Origin of the sequence: Chitinophaga sp., from assembly GCF_036566945.1 — a bacterium.
GTDB lineage: Bacteria > Bacteroidota > Bacteroidia > Chitinophagales > Chitinophagaceae > Chitinophaga.
Genome location: NZ_DATCVJ010000625.1, coordinates 1 through 17,581 on the forward strand (window position 1 = coordinate 1; position 17,581 = coordinate 17,581).

15 protein-coding genes are annotated in these 17,581 nt (G+C 44.5%); 5 read left to right on the plus strand and 10 right to left on the minus strand.

Translation table 11 applies throughout. From position 1 onward, the window contains the following. Positions 1–135: 135 nt before the first annotated feature. The gene (locus VIP81_RS19100; RefSeq protein WP_331964657.1) at positions 136–813 is read left to right on the plus strand and encodes a hypothetical protein; all 678 of its coding nucleotides are present in this window, start codon (positions 136–138) and stop codon (positions 811–813) included. Positions 814–822: 9 nt separating this feature from the next. After that, on the plus strand, positions 823–1,041 hold the full coding sequence (locus VIP81_RS19105) for a hypothetical protein (protein ID WP_331964660.1): 219 nt from the start codon (positions 823–825) through the stop codon (positions 1,039–1,041). 178 nt (positions 1,042–1,219) lie between these two features. On the opposite strand, the gene VIP81_RS19110 is transcribed toward VIP81_RS19105, so the two are convergent. From VIP81_RS19110 to VIP81_RS19125, 4 genes are all read right to left on the minus strand, one after another. Beyond that, positions 1,220–1,813 (minus strand): family 16 glycoside hydrolase, encoded by a 594-nt coding sequence (locus VIP81_RS19110; protein ID WP_331964663.1) that lies wholly within the window; start codon positions 1,811–1,813, stop codon positions 1,220–1,222. Positions 1,814–2,027: 214 nt separating this feature from the next. After that, a complete protein-coding gene (locus tag VIP81_RS19115) occupies positions 2,028–3,362 on the minus strand; it encodes a TolC family protein (protein ID WP_331964666.1) in 1,335 nt (444 codons plus the stop codon). A 35-nt stretch (positions 3,363–3,397) separates the two neighbouring features. Next, positions 3,398–6,526 carry an efflux RND transporter permease subunit gene (locus VIP81_RS19120; protein WP_331964669.1) on the minus strand — a complete coding sequence of 1,043 codons (3,129 nt, stop codon included), beginning with the start codon at positions 6,524–6,526 and terminating at the stop codon, positions 3,398–3,400. 125 nt (positions 6,527–6,651) lie between these two features. Beyond that, positions 6,652–7,740 carry an efflux RND transporter periplasmic adaptor subunit gene (locus VIP81_RS19125; protein WP_331964672.1) on the minus strand — a complete coding sequence of 363 codons (1,089 nt, stop codon included), beginning with the start codon at positions 7,738–7,740 and terminating at the stop codon, positions 6,652–6,654. Positions 7,741–8,224: 484 nt separating this feature from the next. On the opposite strand from VIP81_RS19125, the gene VIP81_RS19130 reads away from it, so the two are divergent. Genes VIP81_RS19130 through rnc form a run of 3 tightly spaced genes read left to right on the plus strand, consistent with a single transcriptional unit; the run spans position 8,225 to position 10,468 of the window. Beyond that, positions 8,225–8,461, plus strand: a complete 237-nt coding sequence (locus tag VIP81_RS19130; protein ID WP_012788038.1) for an acyl carrier protein — start codon at positions 8,225–8,227, stop codon at positions 8,459–8,461. 23 nt (positions 8,462–8,484) lie between these two features. Then, positions 8,485–9,738 (plus strand): beta-ketoacyl-ACP synthase II, encoded by a 1,254-nt coding sequence (gene fabF, locus VIP81_RS19135; RefSeq protein WP_331964727.1) that lies wholly within the window; start codon positions 8,485–8,487, stop codon positions 9,736–9,738. Between the two features lie 10 nt (positions 9,739–9,748). Further along, positions 9,749–10,468 carry a ribonuclease III gene (gene rnc, locus VIP81_RS19140; RefSeq protein WP_331964734.1) on the plus strand — a complete coding sequence of 240 codons (720 nt, stop codon included), beginning with the start codon at positions 9,749–9,751 and terminating at the stop codon, positions 10,466–10,468. 150 nt (positions 10,469–10,618) lie between these two features. Here rnc and VIP81_RS19145 read toward each other — a convergent pair whose 3' ends face one another. The 6 genes from VIP81_RS19145 to VIP81_RS19170 form a co-directional block, all read right to left on the minus strand. Next, complete coding sequence (locus tag VIP81_RS19145) at positions 10,619–11,299, minus strand: GyrI-like domain-containing protein (RefSeq protein ID WP_331964737.1); 681 nt, start codon at positions 11,297–11,299, stop codon at positions 10,619–10,621. 61 nt (positions 11,300–11,360) lie between these two features. Continuing rightward, the gene (locus VIP81_RS19150) at positions 11,361–12,392 is read right to left on the minus strand and encodes a DJ-1/PfpI family protein (protein WP_331964740.1); all 1,032 of its coding nucleotides are present in this window, start codon (positions 12,390–12,392) and stop codon (positions 11,361–11,363) included. 75 nt (positions 12,393–12,467) lie between these two features. Next, on the minus strand, positions 12,468–13,430 hold the full coding sequence (locus VIP81_RS19155; RefSeq protein ID WP_331964743.1) for a YafY family protein: 963 nt from the start codon (positions 13,428–13,430) through the stop codon (positions 12,468–12,470). Positions 13,431–13,784: 354 nt separating this feature from the next. Next, positions 13,785–14,819, minus strand: a complete 1,035-nt coding sequence (gene cydB, locus VIP81_RS19160) for a cytochrome d ubiquinol oxidase subunit II (protein WP_331964746.1) — start codon at positions 14,817–14,819, stop codon at positions 13,785–13,787. Positions 14,820–14,823: 4 nt separating this feature from the next. Continuing rightward, positions 14,824–16,212, minus strand: coding sequence for a cytochrome ubiquinol oxidase subunit I (locus VIP81_RS19165; protein ID WP_331964749.1), 1,389 nt, complete (start codon positions 16,210–16,212; stop codon positions 14,824–14,826). A 214-nt stretch (positions 16,213–16,426) separates the two neighbouring features. Beyond that, the gene (locus VIP81_RS19170; RefSeq protein WP_331964752.1) at positions 16,427–17,437 is read right to left on the minus strand and encodes an NAD(P)-dependent alcohol dehydrogenase; all 1,011 of its coding nucleotides are present in this window, start codon (positions 17,435–17,437) and stop codon (positions 16,427–16,429) included. Positions 17,438–17,581 lie beyond the last annotated feature (144 nt).

Genomic DNA, 17,581 nt, shown 5'->3' on the forward strand with positions numbered 1-17,581 from the left:
TAGTTAATCAGGCAGATTAATCATCACAACAAGTATTCCATCCGCTGGTAAATGTATGTTGCATCAGTTGAGTTAAACTGAAGAATACCTTTGGTATTGCTCAGCTATTGTTTTCACTATTCATATTAGTATGTTATGAAAGTAATACATGCAACACGACCCGGATTGGTACTTGGTTTTCATGGTTGTGAGCAATCGGTAAGAGATGCTTTGGTGAAGGGAAACATTCGAATGAACCCGAGCAGGTGGCCTTATGATTGGTTAGGTAATGGATGTTACTTCTGGGAAAATAGTTATGCAAGGGCATATGATTTTGTGCGCCATCCGCCCGGAGGCAGGGTCATTAAATCACCTGCCGTGTTGGGTGCTGTTATTGATTTGCAATTTTGTCTCGATTTACTTGATAAGGATTGTCTTGACTTGTTGAATGAGTCGTTTGTATTGTTATCAGGTTCTATGAATGGAACAGGAGAGGATTTGCCGGTTAATAAGTATGTGAGCGGCTCTAAAGATACACTGCTTCGGCATCTTGACTATGCAGTAATTGAGCATTTGCATAAAACGCGTATAGCTGAAAATTTACGGCCGTATGATTCGGTTAGAAGTGTTTTTATAGAGGGTAATGAACTATATCCAGGTGCTGGATTTAGAGATAAGAATCATATTCAGATCTGCATCAGGAATCCAAATTGTATAAAAGGGTATTTTAATCCGATTGAAGGTATTAATTGGCCTGGGATTGATGCCGGAATGTACGATCAGATGAAAGAAGAAATAGCATCCGGAATTGAATTAGATAGGAAGTATACATAAACTATTTTTATGGATGAATGGGAATATCAGGAAATGAAGCAGGCTTTCAGGAAACGGCGGGAGTTCCTGGAAGCCAATCCAGGGGCGGTGAAGGAGTGGCTTGATAGCATCGGCGTTGGGAACCTTTTTAGCCCTAAGAAGGATACCGGGGAAGTTAAGCTGGAGTTGATGTATCCTTGCACGGCAGAATACATGCCGGTTGATTTGAGTGTTTTCTTGTGTGACTGATTTACGGGCATGCAGTTATTGCTATATGAACTGTTATGGAATTACCCCATAATCAGACAGGCGGTGTATGTCCTTATCTGATTTCCAACAAGCAAATCATTGAACCACATCCGCAAAAAAAAGGCTTTAAGAACCCATGTTCCTAAAGCCAGACTTCTAACTGTATCAATCAACAAACTTATTTTATCTCTAAATTTTTCCAATCTCCGGAAGAACCATTCCCTACCCAGTAGCCAATCATTCCCTTTTTCTGTGTACTGAGTTGTGATACTATCAAGCACCTCTGCCCGTTCACGTAAACAGATACCTCAGGAGAAGATACGATAATTTTTACATGAAACCATTTATTGGGATCTGTGGCAGGATCTATTTCATTTTCATATTTACCAGGATGTTCCTGCCGAAGCAGGGACCAATCGTAAGCGGGTAGGGAAATGTATTGAACGGAATGCCCTCTCCTGCCAGCTTCCGGTACCTGGAAATTAAATGGCCGGAAATACACGGCATCATAAGTTGAATCATTCAGGCCGTGAAAAGCAATGCCAACAAAGCTTTGCTGTAATTTATTCTTGCCTTTGACATCAAATTCTATCGTGCCGTCGGCAAATTCTTTATTGGTCATCCATGCAATGCCAGCACCAGGCCCCTCATTCAAATGAATACCGGATGAATCTTTGACCATGCCACGGTTTACCACACGCAGTTCCTGCGCCGTAGCCGCACCGGCCAGGAGTACAAAGGATATAAAGACAATAGAAAAATGACGTAGCATAGTAATAACGTTTATAGCAGCAGTATTTATAAAACCATGCCGGAGAGATATTGTTTGATAAACATTGGTTATTATATGTAATATAATCGAATGTGTTCGGTAGTAGCACATGCTGCTGTCCATGCCCGTACATATCACAACGACCTCCCTATAAATAAAGAAGCGAATGACGCATCGCATCATTCGCTTCCAATAAAAGTCCGAAGAGAGCTGTTTACAGCAGCATGGCGCCATTCAATCTTCTCAGCTCCGTTTCAGCCAGCTTGGTATTATATCGTGCCTGTATAAGTCTGTAGAAAGATTCTTCCAGACTTTGTTGTGCTATTTTTACTTCCAGCAGCGTGGATACCCCCTGTTTAAATCTTTCCAGTGCCACCATTGCATTTTCTCTTGCAAGATCATTGGTCTCTTCTTCCAGCGATACTTGTTTTTTATAGTATTCGTAATCCTTAAATGCATTATTCAATGAAAGGTCAACCTGTGATTTTAGATTATCTAAAGTGATGTTTTGATAATCAAAATCTATCCTCGCATTCTCTACCTGCCTCTTCACATTAAAACCGTTAAAAATCGGTATGGCAGCAGTTAAACCATAGTTAACAACACCGTTGCGACTAAAACGCGGGCTGAAAGCATTAGACGCGGCATTGGAGGTATTCCTGGTATAGTTGTAACCTGAATTAAAGGATACCACCGGATAGTAATCAGCACGGCGTTCTTTAATCGTCAGCGCCGACACGTCTACATTCTGCTGCTGTACTTTGATAGCAGTATTATTGTTAGCAATATTTTGCTGTAAGGTGGTAAAAGCAATACTGTTGTCTATAGGAATGGAATCTGCCACATCATAGCCAATAGCTCCGGCGGGTACCGCCATCAGTTGATTCAGCAATCCTTTACTTTGTTCTATGAGCGTTTGCTGCCGGATATATAATGCCTTTTGCGCATTCAGATCTACTTTGGATTGCAGCAGATCTGTTTTAGGCGCCAATCCTGTACTGAATTTGGCATCTGACAATTTTACCCGTTCTTCAGAAATAGACATCTGTTCTGATAACGCTTTCAGCTGCTGTTTTTGTTGTACAATGTTATAATATCCACCGATGATAGTAGCGATAGAATTCTGTACCTGATCTTTTATAGCCAGCTCTCCGAGGTTACGGATAGATCCCAGTTTATTACGCGTAGCAAACATTTTAAGGCCATCAAACAAGGTCCAGCTGAGGGTTACGTTGCCGTTAATATTATTGCCTTTAATACCGCTGGTATCGCGCGTAGTACCATTGACGAACTCCTGTTTGGTGGCGGTATTATTCCAGGTAACACCTGTTGTGGCATTCAGACGTGGAACAAAAGCAAAATTCGCATAGGCGTAGTCGTTAGCAGAAAGTTCTGCTGTGTTTTTCGCCAGACGAATATCATAGTTGTTTTTCAGCGCCACATCTATTGCCTGTTCCAGGGTCAGTACTTTTTCCTGCGCATGTAATGTGCTGGTAGCTGCCAGTAATAACAGTAATGATAAACAACGCTTCTTTATATGTTTTGTCATAAATACTTAAGCTTAATCATTCAATTCAGTAGTCCTCAGGCATGAGCAGATGCTATCTGTGCTTCGGTATTATCTTCCATTTCTTCCTCATCATCATGAGAGAGATTCCCTCTTCTGGAAAGGAAGGTATACATGGCCGGAATGACATAGAGTGTCAATATCAGTGAAAATACAATGCCGCCCACGATAACAATACCCAATGGAATACGGCTGGTGGCAGCAGCTCCCAGCGACATGGCAATAGGCAATGCTCCCAACGCCATCGCCAGACTCGTCATCAGGATAGGACGAAGACGCATGGAAGACGCATTGATTACCGCATCTGCTTTTTGCATACCGCTATCGCGTTGATGGTTGGCAAATTCCACGATCAGGATACCGTTTTTCGTTACCAGCCCTATCAACATAATTACACCAATCTGAGAGAAGATATTCCAGGTTTGATTAAACAGCCATAATGATAACAGTGCTCCGGCAAATGCCAGTGGCACCGTCAGCATAATGATCAGTGGATCTACCCAGCTTTCAAACTGTGCCGCCAGTACCAGGTAAATGAGTACCAGCGCCAGTCCTAACGCAAACATCGTATTGGAACCACTTTCTGCATAGTCACGGGAAGATCCGGATAAGGCAGTATTAAAGGAGTCATCGAGTATGTGTTCTTTTTGCAGTTTATCATAAATCCGGTACATCTCTTTAAGACCATCGCCAATAGTTTTTCCTGGTGCAAGACCGGCGGAAATAGTGGCTGATTTATAACGGTTAAAGTGATAGATAATCGGCGGACTTGTTTCTTCTTCAATACTTACCACGTTGTCGAGCTGTATGGCTTCGCCGCGGGAGTTGCGTACATAAAGGTTCTGCAGGTCCATCGGATCATCGCGGTCCGCACGGAATACCTGTCCCATTACCTGGTATTGTTTACCATTTCTGATAAAATAACCATAGCGGAGGTTACTCAATGCCAGCTGCAGTGTTTGTGAAATATCCTGTACAGAAACGCCGAGCTGTGTGGCTTTGTCGCGGTTGATATGAATGCGCAGTTCCGGTTTGTTGAATTTAAGATCCACATCTGTTCCCTGGAAAACAGTGCTGCTGCCAACTTCTTCCATAAACTTGGGCAGTACAGCGGTAAGTGTATCAAAGTTGATGTGTTCCAGTACAAATGATACCGGCAGGCCACTACGTCGTCCTACCTGGATGGTTTGCGCTTCGATGGCGAATACTTTTCCTTCCGGAAACTTATTCATATTGCGGTTGACCATGTTCACAATATCTTTTTGCGAACGCTTACGATCATGTGGCTCGGTGAGCATTACGTTGGCAAATGCTGTATTTACTGCACCGGAGCCGCTATTGGCAGATGCTGTTACGGTTAATATGATCTTCTTTTCCGGAATGGAGTCCATCATGAACTTGGAAAGCTTGTCCACGTAGTTATCCATATAATCGAACGAAGTACCTTCCGGCGCCGTAACAGACAGGCGGAATGTGCTACGGTCTTCCAGTGGAGCCAGTTCAGATTGCAATGTTTTAAACAGGAAATAGATCATCACCAGGCATCCGGCAATGATTAATCCGGCTACCCAACGGAAACGCATAAACGATTCCAGCGAGCTTTTATAGCTATCTTCCATCCAGCGGAAGAAAGGTTCCGTTTTGGTATAGAACCAGGAGTGCGTGTGTGTTTTACGACCCAGTTTTACGTTCAGTACCGGTGTTAAGGTAAGTGATACAAAGGCAGAGATGATTACCGCACCGGCCACCACAATACCAAACTCACGGAACAGTTGTCCTACGAAACCTTGCAGAAAGATGATCGGCAAGAATACAAAGGCCAGGGTAATAGACGTAGCGATTACCGCAAAGAATATTTCTTCCGACCCTTCCCGGGCAGCCCGCATGCGTGGGATACCGGCTTCTATCTTCTTATAAATATTTTCGGTCACCACAATACCATCATCTACCACCAGCCCGGTGGCCAGTACAATGGCCAGGAGGGTCAGGATATTAATGGTAAAGCCACAGGCATACATAATAAAGAATGCGCCGATCAGGGATACAGGAATATCGATCAGGGGGCGCAATGCCATGAGCCAGTCGCGGAAGAAGAGGTATACGATAATGATTACCAGCACCAATGCCACGATCAGGGTTTCTTCCACTTCATCAATAGATTGTTTGATAAAGCGGGTGTTATCCATGGCGATATTCACGGTATAATCGTCCGGAATATCTTTTTTTAGCTGATTGAATCGTTTATAAAATTCATCTGCAATGGCTACATAATTGGATCCGGGTTGAGGAATGAGGGCCAGTGCAATCATAGGACTGCCCGACTCTTTTAATACGGTTTCTTCATTTTCCGGTCCCAGTACGGCTTGTCCGATGTCACGGATACGTATTTCACTGCCATTAATATTTTTGATAATCAGTCCATTAAAATCTTCTTCGGATACGAGGCGGCCAAATGTGCGGACGGTAAAGTCGGTTGCATTACCGGCAATTTTTCCCGAAGGCAATTCCACGTTCTCACGTAACAGTGCTGCCTGTACGTCGCCGGGAGTAAGACTATAGGAAGATAACTTGGCAGGATCCATCCAGATACGCATCGCGTACCGTTTTTCTCCCCAGATCTGTATGGCGCTTACGCCGGGAATGGTTTGCAGTTTCTCCAGGAGTACGTTGGTACCGTATTCGGTTACTTCCAGCTGGTTGCGGGTGTTACTCTGTACCGTCATAGAGATGATAGCATCTGAGTTGGCGTCCTGCTTGGAAACCACTGGTGGCGCATCGATATCGGGAGGTAGGCTGCGCAATGCCTGTGATACTTTATCGCGTACATCGTTGGTCGCGCCTTCCAGGTCTTGTCCCAGTTCAAATTCTACGGTGATATTGCTACTACCCTGGCTACTGCTGGAAGATATATTTTTAATCCCCGCGATACCGTTGATTTGTTTTTCCAGCGGTTCGGTGATCTGTGTTTCGATGATATCGGAGTTGGCGCCGGCATACGAAGTGCGTACATTCACGATAGGTGGGTCAATGGCCGGGAAATCTCTTACCCCCAGAAAAGTAAAGCCCACCAGGCCGAATATCACGATAATGATATTCATCACGATAGCAAATACGGGGCGTTTGAGAGATAATGAAGGTAAACTCATGGTAAATATTTTAGGAATTAGGAATTAGGAATTACGAATTACGGATTTGTGAGGAGATGGTAAACGGGAGGAGTATTCGCAATCATCTTCCCACAAATCCGTAATTCGTAATTCCTAATTTTTCATTATTGTATCTTATTATACTTCAGCGGCATGCCGGGTTTTAGCTGGAGAATACCGGTTGTAATAACGGTGTCGCCAGGTTGTAGGCCGGTGGTGATTTGTACGCTGCTTTCAGTACGCTGTCCTGTTTCTACCGTCACAAATTTGGCGGTGCCTTTATCTGCTATGATTACTTTCTTATCGCGGGTGCCAGGGATAACCGCCTGTGAAGGGATCATCATGGCTTCCGGCATATTATTCAGCACAATTTTTACTTTGGCGAATGATCCGGGAAACAGCACGCCGTTGTTGTTGGGTACTATGGCACGCAATCTCACGGTACGGGTGGTCAGGTCTATTTTCGGGTCAATGGCATAAATGCTGCCTTTGTACTCTTTATTATCCCCGGCCACATAAAAGTTTACCTGGTCTCCGTTTTTAATGGCGTTCCGATATTTCTCTGCAACAGAGAAGTCCATTTTCAGCGGATCTATCTGTTGGAGGGTGGTAATAACAGTGGCGGAAGATACGATGGCGCCATCGCTAACGTTACGTAAACCGAGTTTGCCACTGAAGGGAGCGCGTAATTCTGTTTTCTGTAACTGGGTGAGGGTATATTCCATATCTGCTCCATATGCGCTGACCTGGTTGCGGGTTACATCCACATCCTGTTGACTGATACCATTTATTTTAAGCAGGTTTTCCTGACGTTCCAGGGTTGTTTTGGACAATTGCTGCTGTAATTTGAGTTTTTGAAGCTGGGCTTTGAGGTCTTCATCGTAGAGTTTTACGAGGAGATCTCCTTTTTTAACGGAGGTACCTTCTTTAAAGGAGAGGCGAATGATGCGGCCATTGATTTCAGGTTTCACTTCCACTTCTTCATTGCTTTGCAGGGTGCCGCTTGCTTCAATAGCCTGGTCGAGCCGGGACGTTTTTACGATCCAGGCGTCTGTAAGGAGGGTTTTTGCGCCACTTCCTTTAGCGGCGGCTCCTGCTGCACCGGGTGCTCCGGCGGACTTATTGCCGGCCATTTTCTTATAAACGAGGAAGATGACGATACCGGCAGCGGCCAATATTACTATTGAGCGAACGGTTTTTTTGGTGATGGCCATATCTTTTTTATAGGTGTTTGTTATAGCTTTTAGTCTTAGGCTGCTGGCTTTTAGTATAAAAAGACGCAGATACTGTACCTGGACGCAGGGATTTGTTCATACGCTGATCTCACAAGCCGGACAAATTTAAGCATTGGGGGGGCTGAAATCTCCGGGCAACTGTTAAATAGCGTTAAAGCTTTAGATAAGTGGCGATATAACTGGTTGAATGGAGATATTTTCAGATTTATATATTTTGAATTTAAGAGAATGGCTTATTTGTCCCGAAAAAGGCGACTTTTGTGGTAAAATATGCAAATCTGTAAACCTGCCAGGATCAAAAATATATAAATTCTTTTATTAACAAAGCAATGAATATGTTTACTGTACTGGGTTTGGTGGGATTGATCCTATTGGAACGCCTTTAAAATTCTGGCTATCTGTTGGCAATTCAATAAAAATTATATTTTTGCAGTCAAGTTTTAAACCAAAAACACTTAAAATTATGTCAGACATTGCATCAAGAGTTAAAAAGATCATCATTGACAAATTGGGCGTTGACGAAGCCGAGGTAACTCCTGAAGCCAGCTTCACCAATGACTTAGGCGCTGACTCTTTGGATACGGTAGAACTGATTATGGAATTCGAAAAAGAATTCAACATCTCCATTCCTGACGAACAAGCTGAAACTATTACTACTGTTGGCCAGGCAGTTGCTTACCTGGAAGAACATGTAAAATAATCCTACTAATCAGAATTGTTTTAATGCAACCAAGACGAGTTGTCGTTACAGGTTTAGGCGCTCTTACACCGCTCGGCAATTCCGTAGCTGATTTCTGGCACGGATTGACGAACGGTGTATCCGGCGCGGATTTTATCAAGCAATTTGATGCTTCCAAGTTTAAAACTCGTTTTGCTTGTGAACTGAAAAATTTTGATCCTGCTAACTACCTGGACAAAAAGGAGGCCCGTAAGATGGACCCCTTTACACAAACGGCTGTAATTGCCGCAGATCAGGCGATACTAGACGCCAATATCAATAAAGACAAGATCAATGCTGATCGTGTTGGAGTGATATGGGGTACTGGTGTTGGAGGTATGATCAATTTCAGTCACGAACTGAGAGAGTTCCATACAGGGGATGGTACGCCCCGCTTCAGTCCTTTTCTAATTCCGAGGCTTATTCTTGATATCGCGGCCGGATATATTTCTATCCGCCATGGTTTCAGGGGGCCTAATTTTTCTGTTGTATCCGCCTGTGCGTCCGCTACCAATGCGATCATAGAGGCGATGTACAGCATCCGTTATGGTAAAACCGATATGGTGATTACCGGCGGATCAGAAAATGTGATCAATGAACCTTGTGTTGGCGGGTTTAACGCTATGAAGGCATTGTCGGAAAGGAATGATGATCCCAAAACTGCTTCCAGACCTTTTGACCTTGACCGTGATGGTTTTGTGATGGGTGAAGGAGCTGGTGCCCTTGTACTGGAGTCATTAGAACATGCCCAGGAAAGAGGTGCCAGGATATATGCAGAGCTAGCCGGCGGCGGCGCTACCGCAGATGCGTATCACATTACAGCCCCCCATCCGGAAGGATTAGGCGCTTTAAATGTAATGCGGAATGCTTTGGCAGATGCCGGAATGCAGGCCAGCGAAATCGATTATATCAACGTTCACGGTACTTCCACTCCGTTGGGAGATATTGCCGAAGTAAAAGCCATTCAGAGCGTTTTTGGAGCACATGCTTATAACATGAACATCAGTTCCACTAAATCTATGACAGGGCACTTACTCGGGGCTGCCGGCGCCGTTGAATCCATAGCCGTAATTATGTCTATCCTCGATGGCATAGTTCCTCCTACGATCAACCACTTTAATGACGACCCGCTATTAGACCCGAATCTGAATTTTACTTTTAATATCGCACAAAAGAGAGAAGTAAGCGCTGCATTATCCAATACCTTCGGTTTTGGAGGACATAATGCCTCCGTTATTTTCAAAAAATTCGTTCCTTGATCTTGATTGTGTGAATTTACTGCCAGGTTTTTTATATCGACTTGTTTCCAAAAAACGGCACTTATATAAAGAGCTGCACAACCTGCTGGGCTTTCCCCCAGGTAACTTTGCCCTTTATGAAGTGGCCCTGAGCCATCGTTCCAGTAAGGAAAAATTTCTGGAAAGTAACGAAAGGCTGGAATACCTCGGTGACGCCATTCTCGGCGCCATTGTGGGTGATTATCTCTTTAAAAAATATCCCTACAAAACGGAAGGATATTTAACGGAGATGCGTTCCAAGATCGTGAACCGGCAACAGTTAAATGATATCGCTATCAAGATGGGATTGCGCAAGCTCACTATCTACGATAAATACAACAGCTTTCTCAAAATCAGCCAGATATTCGGTAATACCCTGGAAGCCCTCGTGGGCGCCGTATACCTGGACCGCGGTTATAATAAAACCCAACAGTTCGTTCATAAACGCATTATCATGCCTTATATCGATATGGAACTGCTGGAAACCGTGGAAATGAACCACAAAAACAAACTATACGGCTGGGCCAATAAAAATGGCAAGACATTGGAATTCGAATTGCTCGAAGAACAAATGGATAACGGCCGGCGCATCTTCACTGTAGGCGCTGTAGTAGATGGAGAACTGATCTGCAGTGGTAAAGCCTTCAATAAAAAAGATGCCAGCCAGATCGCTGCCCAACAGGCCATTATACAACTGGGTCTGGGGGATTAAAGCCGTCAGCAATGGGCTTCCGGCTAATACACATCTATACTTATACCTTTGGATAAGGCTTTAGTGTAATCATCTTTCTCTGAAATTTTTTGCCGCAGCTATACCTGCATTGATAATAACGCTTCTGTGGCAATAGGCTTTTAAGCCAACTTATTTCTTCACAGGGTGCCTTAATATTGTTTTCAGTTTTTCCGGCGCCGTTTTTCTAAAATCAGACAGGTAAATTTCATGATGCCGGCCATTCATCTGCAAGCCTTGCTGTTGCATGAAATCGTCCATTTTCTTTAGTGATACCGGCTCTTCACTGAAAGGTCCTGTATGAAGCAGCTGCACAGACCATCCTTCTTCTATGTGCTTAAAATCTACCTCGCGGATGTAAGCGGACTTCTTCTTCTTTTCCGCAGACAGGACTGATTCGGAAAATTGTTGTTGGGTTACTTCATCCGGCAACCGGATCGCCAATTCGTAATGCCACTGATCCCGGGGGACCGTTAATGGATCAACGTTATAGTTGTCTACCCACCAGAAGCCTTCCAGTTTGCTGACTGTAAAATCAACACCTTTTTGCTTGCTGCTGAATTTGATGCCATATGCCACTGCATACAAAGCGGCGGTACATTCCGCAAATACGGCGCCATTAGGATCGCCTTTGCCCGTGATGGTCACAAAAAGTCCTTTTTCTATAGTCACCAGTTCTGGTACACTCGCAGCGGTATAATACCTTTTGAATACTTTCGTTAAATCCAGTTTATTCATGGTTATGTGCGTTAACTGTATGTCAAAAAAAAATGTGATCAGGAGCAACCATCCCAGGTTGATATAAGTTTTCATCTGCCGAAGTATTGATTTCAAATAATGGGTGCGGGCGCCCGTTCCCACACCCATTATCAGACTATATTACTCCAATCTGCACGTTGGTAATATTTTGCTCCGGGTGTTCAAAGTTGTATTGCAGGTACTGTTCCCGGGTATATCCATTCATTTGTAAGCCCAGCATTTCCATACCGGTAAAGAGTTTCCCGTAGGTGTTGGCCAACAGGTCCCAGGTGCCATGGTGTTGCATGCTTACACATTTAAAAGGAGGCAGTGTTTCACATTGCCAGGGTGCAGCCACTGTTTTTACTTCCGTTACCGGCAATCCAATATCCAGGGTGAATACCGTATCTGGCTGTCCGTCGAAGCCATGGTAATGCCATTGCGGCCCGCCGCATATTTCGAGGTCGGCTTCAACGGCCTGTTGGTACACCACTTTGATAGCGGTACGTACCAGTTCCAGCATCCCCGCATAGTTAGTCTTGTAACGACGATAGAAGAAATGAAACGGCTGGGTAGCTCCCATCTCTGTACCGGCATTGCTGCCATCAAAGAAGCTAAACCAGAACTTCAGTTTATCGTTTTGCAGCAAATCAAAATGGGTAAAGATGGCTTTTGCAAATGCTACCATCGCCGTACCGCTGGCCGTTATGATATGAGGACTGGTAACCGCCGGACTGTTTTCATAGTAATCGGCACCTTTATAAGCAGGTGCCAGCTGCTTAAGTACTTCGGCGTGGTTGCTGGTATGTGGTATATTATCCAGGAAGCCGTGCTGGGCCAATAATGCTGTGGCGCCACAGATGGCGGCGATTGTCTTTTGTTTTTCCAGCAGTTGCTGAACCAATGGGAGAACTTCCGTATTGGCGCCTTGCTCCATCGGAGCACCACCTGGAAGAATCAGCAGATCTATGTTTGCGGTCAACGCTTGTTCCAGACTGGCTTGCGGCTGTACCAACAGCTTACCGCCGGAGGTAACCGGCTTGCCATCGAGGGAAAATGTGATGATGTTAACATCCGTAAAGCAGCTCATGCCATACATGGATAGCGCTGGCTCCCAGTCTGAATAGCCATCGAAAAGGAATACATAGCAATTGCTTAGCGTTTTCATATTGTACTGTTTTTGATAACAATACAAAGCAAACGCCATGAAGTGACAACCTTATGTCAGCAGGATTTCAAAAAATTAAAAATAATGTCCGTGAAGTTCTGTCACCAGCTGTCCAACAGCCGTTTTGAGTTCCTGTGGCTGAATAATGTCTACCTCGTTGCCTAACATGATCATCCATCTGGCAAAGTGTCCGAGGTGAGATTGCAGAAAAGTAAGCTCCGTTTTATCTCCGTTTACCTTTTCATCCATCAGACCATAATAATATTTCTGTTCCCGCAGGTATCGCATCACATCGTTGTTGATGGCTATTTTAATGAGGTAGGTATCTTCTTTGTTCCGTTGCCGTTGTTGCTCCAGGTACTCCTGTAATGACAAGCGCTTGTTCTTGGGGTAATGTGCGGGGAGCACACTTAATTTACGAATTCTGTCTACTCTGAAATCCCGATATCCCTGTCTGAGCCGGCAAAAGGCAATCAGGTGCCAGTTGGCGCTCATATGGAAGATGCCCACCGGTTCTATTTCTCTTTTGGTAGCTACGCCTTCCTGGATAGAGCAATATTCCATGCTAATGACCTGGTTCATGCCCAGGGCCTGCTGTATGTCTGTCAGAAAGCGATTAGGGAACTGTTCTGCTTCTAAATTCGGGGGCCTATACCGTAATACCGCTATGTTTTCGTCCAGCGATTCGAGGTAATCCTTTTCGGTACCCCTGAGTACGGAGCGGATTTTTTCCATTGCCAGACTAAACTGTTTCCGGTTGCTGTGGTCGCTGAACTGTTCCATTAGCTTTTCGCCGGTCAGGAGTGCGGCGGCTTCCTCTTTAGAGAACATTACCGGGGGAAGGTGGTAGCCTTCCACGATATAATAGCCGGTGCCGGCTTCTGCCCCAATAGGCACACCTGCTTCCTGCAGGGCTTTTACATCCCGGTATACCGTTCTCAGGCTAATATTAAAACGCTCGGAGATTTCCGCGGCCTTTACTATTTTTTTACCCTGTAATTGTATAAGAATGGCTGTCAGTCGATCAATACGGTTCATGGAGGCAGTAATTCTGGATACGAATTTCGGTCTCCCGAAATTATTTTTAGAAATTTTTTTTAAACCATTAAACTTTAATCAACGTACATGGTCTTAAATACATAATCATCTCCTGATAAAAGATAGGATACCGGAAAATGACAATGACGACTTTCGGGAGATCATCAACACAATGCTACAGTACAGAATATAGGTTAAATGGTAAGTCCCTGCAATTTCTTGCGGGGACCTGTTTTTTAGGGAGCTTTTAGCCATTAGCATTTAGCTGTTAGACCTTTCTGAGTAATATTTCTTTCTAATAATACTACCCCAACAAACGGCAAGCTAAAAGCTAATAGCTAACCGCTAATAGCTCTAGTAGCTCATCTCATTTAACTTCACCTTACCCCGGAAGGTCCAGAACAGGAAAGTAGTATATCCAATTACCATAGGGGTGCCAATGGCAGCAATCAATAACATGATTTTTAATGACTTTACAGAAGATGCCGCTGCATAGATACTAATGCTATATGCCGGGTCTGTGGTAGAGATCACAATATTGGGATATAATCCAACCGCAAACAGGATCAGCAGGCAGGCGGTAATAACAGAGGAGTAAAGAAATGCCGTATAATATTTGCGGGCATCTATATTCCTTTTGATGTTGAGCAGAATTAATACCGCCAGCATAGGGAGTCCAAACAGTTGCGGATGTGTTTTAAACTGATGCGTCATATGCGGCACGTAAATGAGGGTAGCCATTGACGTTAGTATAAAACACAGAATGAAGAACTTGCTGCAATTGTTTACAATTACGGTAAGCCTCGTATACAGCCTGTTTTCCGTTTTCATCACCAGGTAAATGGCACCATGTAGCATGAATAACGATAAGGTGGTGAATGCAATCAATATTGCATAAGGATTAAAAAAGGTAAGCAAGGTCCCGGTAAATTCATGCTCCTTATTCATCGGCAGCCCATGTATGAGGTTGCCCAGCACTAATCCGAGCAACAGCGTAATGCCTGTACTGGAAACGGTGTAGCTGATATCCCACATCTTCCGCCACCATAGCCATGTTTCCTTGCTTCTGAATTCTATAGAAATAGCGCGGAAAATAAGTGCTACCAGGAATAACATAAAGGGAACATAGAAGGTGGATAATACCACCCCATATACCAGCGGGAAGCCGGCAAACAGTGCTCCGCCGGCAATGACCAGCCATACTTCGTTACCATCCCATACGGGTCCTATTGCATTCAGCACCAGGCGCCGGCTTTCTTCTTTCTTAAAAAACAGGTGTAAGGCGCCTGCTCCCAGGTCAAAACCATCTAATACACCATATCCGGTGATCAATCCGCCAATCACTAAAAACCACCAGGTGGGCAGATCCAGTCCGAGTATTGTTTCCATATAACTATGATTTAGGGTGGTAAGTAAGGTTATCGTGGTAATAGCCATCGAATTCAGTTTCTGCATTCTCTGAAATGTCGGGCCCATGGTGTATTTTCCGGGTCAGCAAATAGATGAACAGGGTAAACAGCAACATATATACCAGTGTAAATAATATCAGGGAGAATATCACCTGGTCTGCGGTCACCTTGCGTGACAAGGCCTCCGAGGTACGCAGCAGTTTATATACCACCCAGGGTTGACGCCCTACTTCAGCGGCATACCATCCTACCTGGTTGGCGATTTGCGGGAGTAAAACGGCCCAGGCAAAGATGATCATCAGCCAGCGCTGGTTGAACAATTTCTTTCTCCATAAAAGAAAAACAGCTAATAGCGTAAGCCCAATGAGTATCATCCCAATGGTGATCATCAGGTGATACATCTGGAAGACGAAATTCACAGCGCCGGGCCTATCTTCTTTGGGCGTAGCTCTCAATCCCTCCACTGGTGCTGTAAAGCTTCCATGGGTAAGGAAAGAGAGTCCACCGGGAATTTTGATGCCTGTTGTTTTCTCATTTTTATTATCTACCCATCCTACCAGGTACATAGGAGCTACGGAAGAACTATCGTAATGTCCTTCCATGGCGGCTAATTTGGCCGGCTGGTATTTACTCACGTAATGTGCGGAACGGTGACCGGTAAAGAGTTGCATCAAAGCTGCTATCACGGCCACTCCCAGGCCTACTTTAAACATAGCCTGTGCGTGTTTTACAAAGCGTTGTTTTAATACATACCAGGCGGCCACACTCATCACAAGGAATGAGCCTGCCAGAAAGGAACCAATAATAACATGGGAGAAACGATCTACAGAAGAAGGGTTAAAAACCATTTCCCAGAAATCCGTTACTACCGCACGGGCTTGCATATCGTGGCCTTCAATGCGGAACCCGGTGGGTGTTTGCTGCCAGGAATTGGCAATAACAATCCAAAGGGCAGAGAAAATAGAGCCTAAAGCCACCATACAGGTAGAAAAGAAATGGACCCCTTTGTTTACCCGGTTCCATCCAAACAGCAATACGCCCAGGAAAGCCGACTCCATGGCAAAAGCAAAGATACCCTCTGCCGCCAGCGCACTGCCAAAAATATCGCCTACATAATGTGAATAGGTAGCCCAGTTAGTACCAAACTCAAACTCCATCACAATACCCGTAGCTACACCGATACCGAAGATGAGTGCAAATATTTTGATCCAGTATCGGGTGATGTCCTTGTATAGTGCAAGACCGGTTTTAAGGTACAGGCCCTCCATGATCACGAGACAAAGTCCCAGCCCTATACTCAGCGGAGGATAGATGTAGTGAAAGGCAATGGTAAAAGCAAACTGTATTCTGGATAGTATTTCTACGGAAGGCATAATGTAAAATTATTGATGCAAAGGTAGTTAGCGAAGGTATCCACGAAAATGATGTTTGTCATGTATTGATAAAAATATAATCTTATCATCACCTTAACAAGGAAATAACCGGTTTATCGCCTTGTTTTTACTATCTTGAAACAATAATTTTAGTGTAATGGTTTACTTGATATAACGTCCTGCCGTAGCGCAGGACGTTTATATGTATAGTATGCTAGTTCATTTCAATCACCACTTTCCCAAAATAATTACTGCTGCCCATATGCTGGAATGCTTCCTGCACCTTGCTTACAGGGAATACGCTGTCTATTACCGGATGTATATTATTTACTTCCACTGCGGCTGCCAGTTCCTCAAAACTTTGTAAACTACCAACAGAATATCCTTGCAGTCTGATATAGCTACCTACAATGGTAAACAGATCCAGTGGCAACTGCGCACCAGCAATGAATCCTACCAGTCCTACGAAGCCGTTAAAGCCCGCAGATTTCACAGAGTTTAAGATGGTGGCAGAACCGGCGATATCGAGCGTAGCATGCACGCCAGCGCCATTGGTGAGACGTCTCACTTCTTCATGCCAGTTGGGATATTTTTTATAGTCAATCACTTCATGTGCACCTAATGCCTGCAGTTTTTTTAATTTTTCCGGGTTGCTGCTGGTGGCAATCACCCTGGCGCCGGCTGCCAGCGCAATTTGCAGGGCAAAGAGCGAAACACCACCCGTACCTTGTGTCAGCACTGTTTGCCCGGGTTGAATGTTGGCATAACTCATCAAACCTGTCCAGGCAGTAACACCGGCAACGGGTAACGTGGCCGCCTCTACGCTGGTAAGATTAGCAGGAGTGCGTACTAATGCGTATTCAGGAATCACGGCATATTCAGCCAGCAAACCAGGCGTGCTGACGCCGGTTCTGATATGGTTGGTCGTGGGGGTAGCCTGCCCATTTTGCCAAAGCTGGTTGTAATGAATCATCACCCTGTCTCCCACCTTCCATTTGCTCACATTGTCGCCGATGGCAGCTACTACGCCTGCGCCATCAGAAGTGGGAATGCGGGGTAAGGGTAACTCTTTGCTATAAGTGCCGGTAGCCAGTGCTACATCGAGATAATTCAGGGAAGCAGCTTCTATTTTTACCAATACCTCCTGTGCTGCGGGTGTTGGCGTTGGTATTTCTTTGAGTTGTAAACTTTCCAGTCCGAAGGCTACTTGTTGTATCGCTTTCATAAGAATATTTTTTTCTGAGACAAAATTGCTTACTAACTTCATATCAGACAAGTATGCACCATTTGGGAATGTAGGTACCATTTGGATACTATTGCTGATAATCAATGCCAAAAAAATGAAGAAATCCGGAAAAAATATTCATAC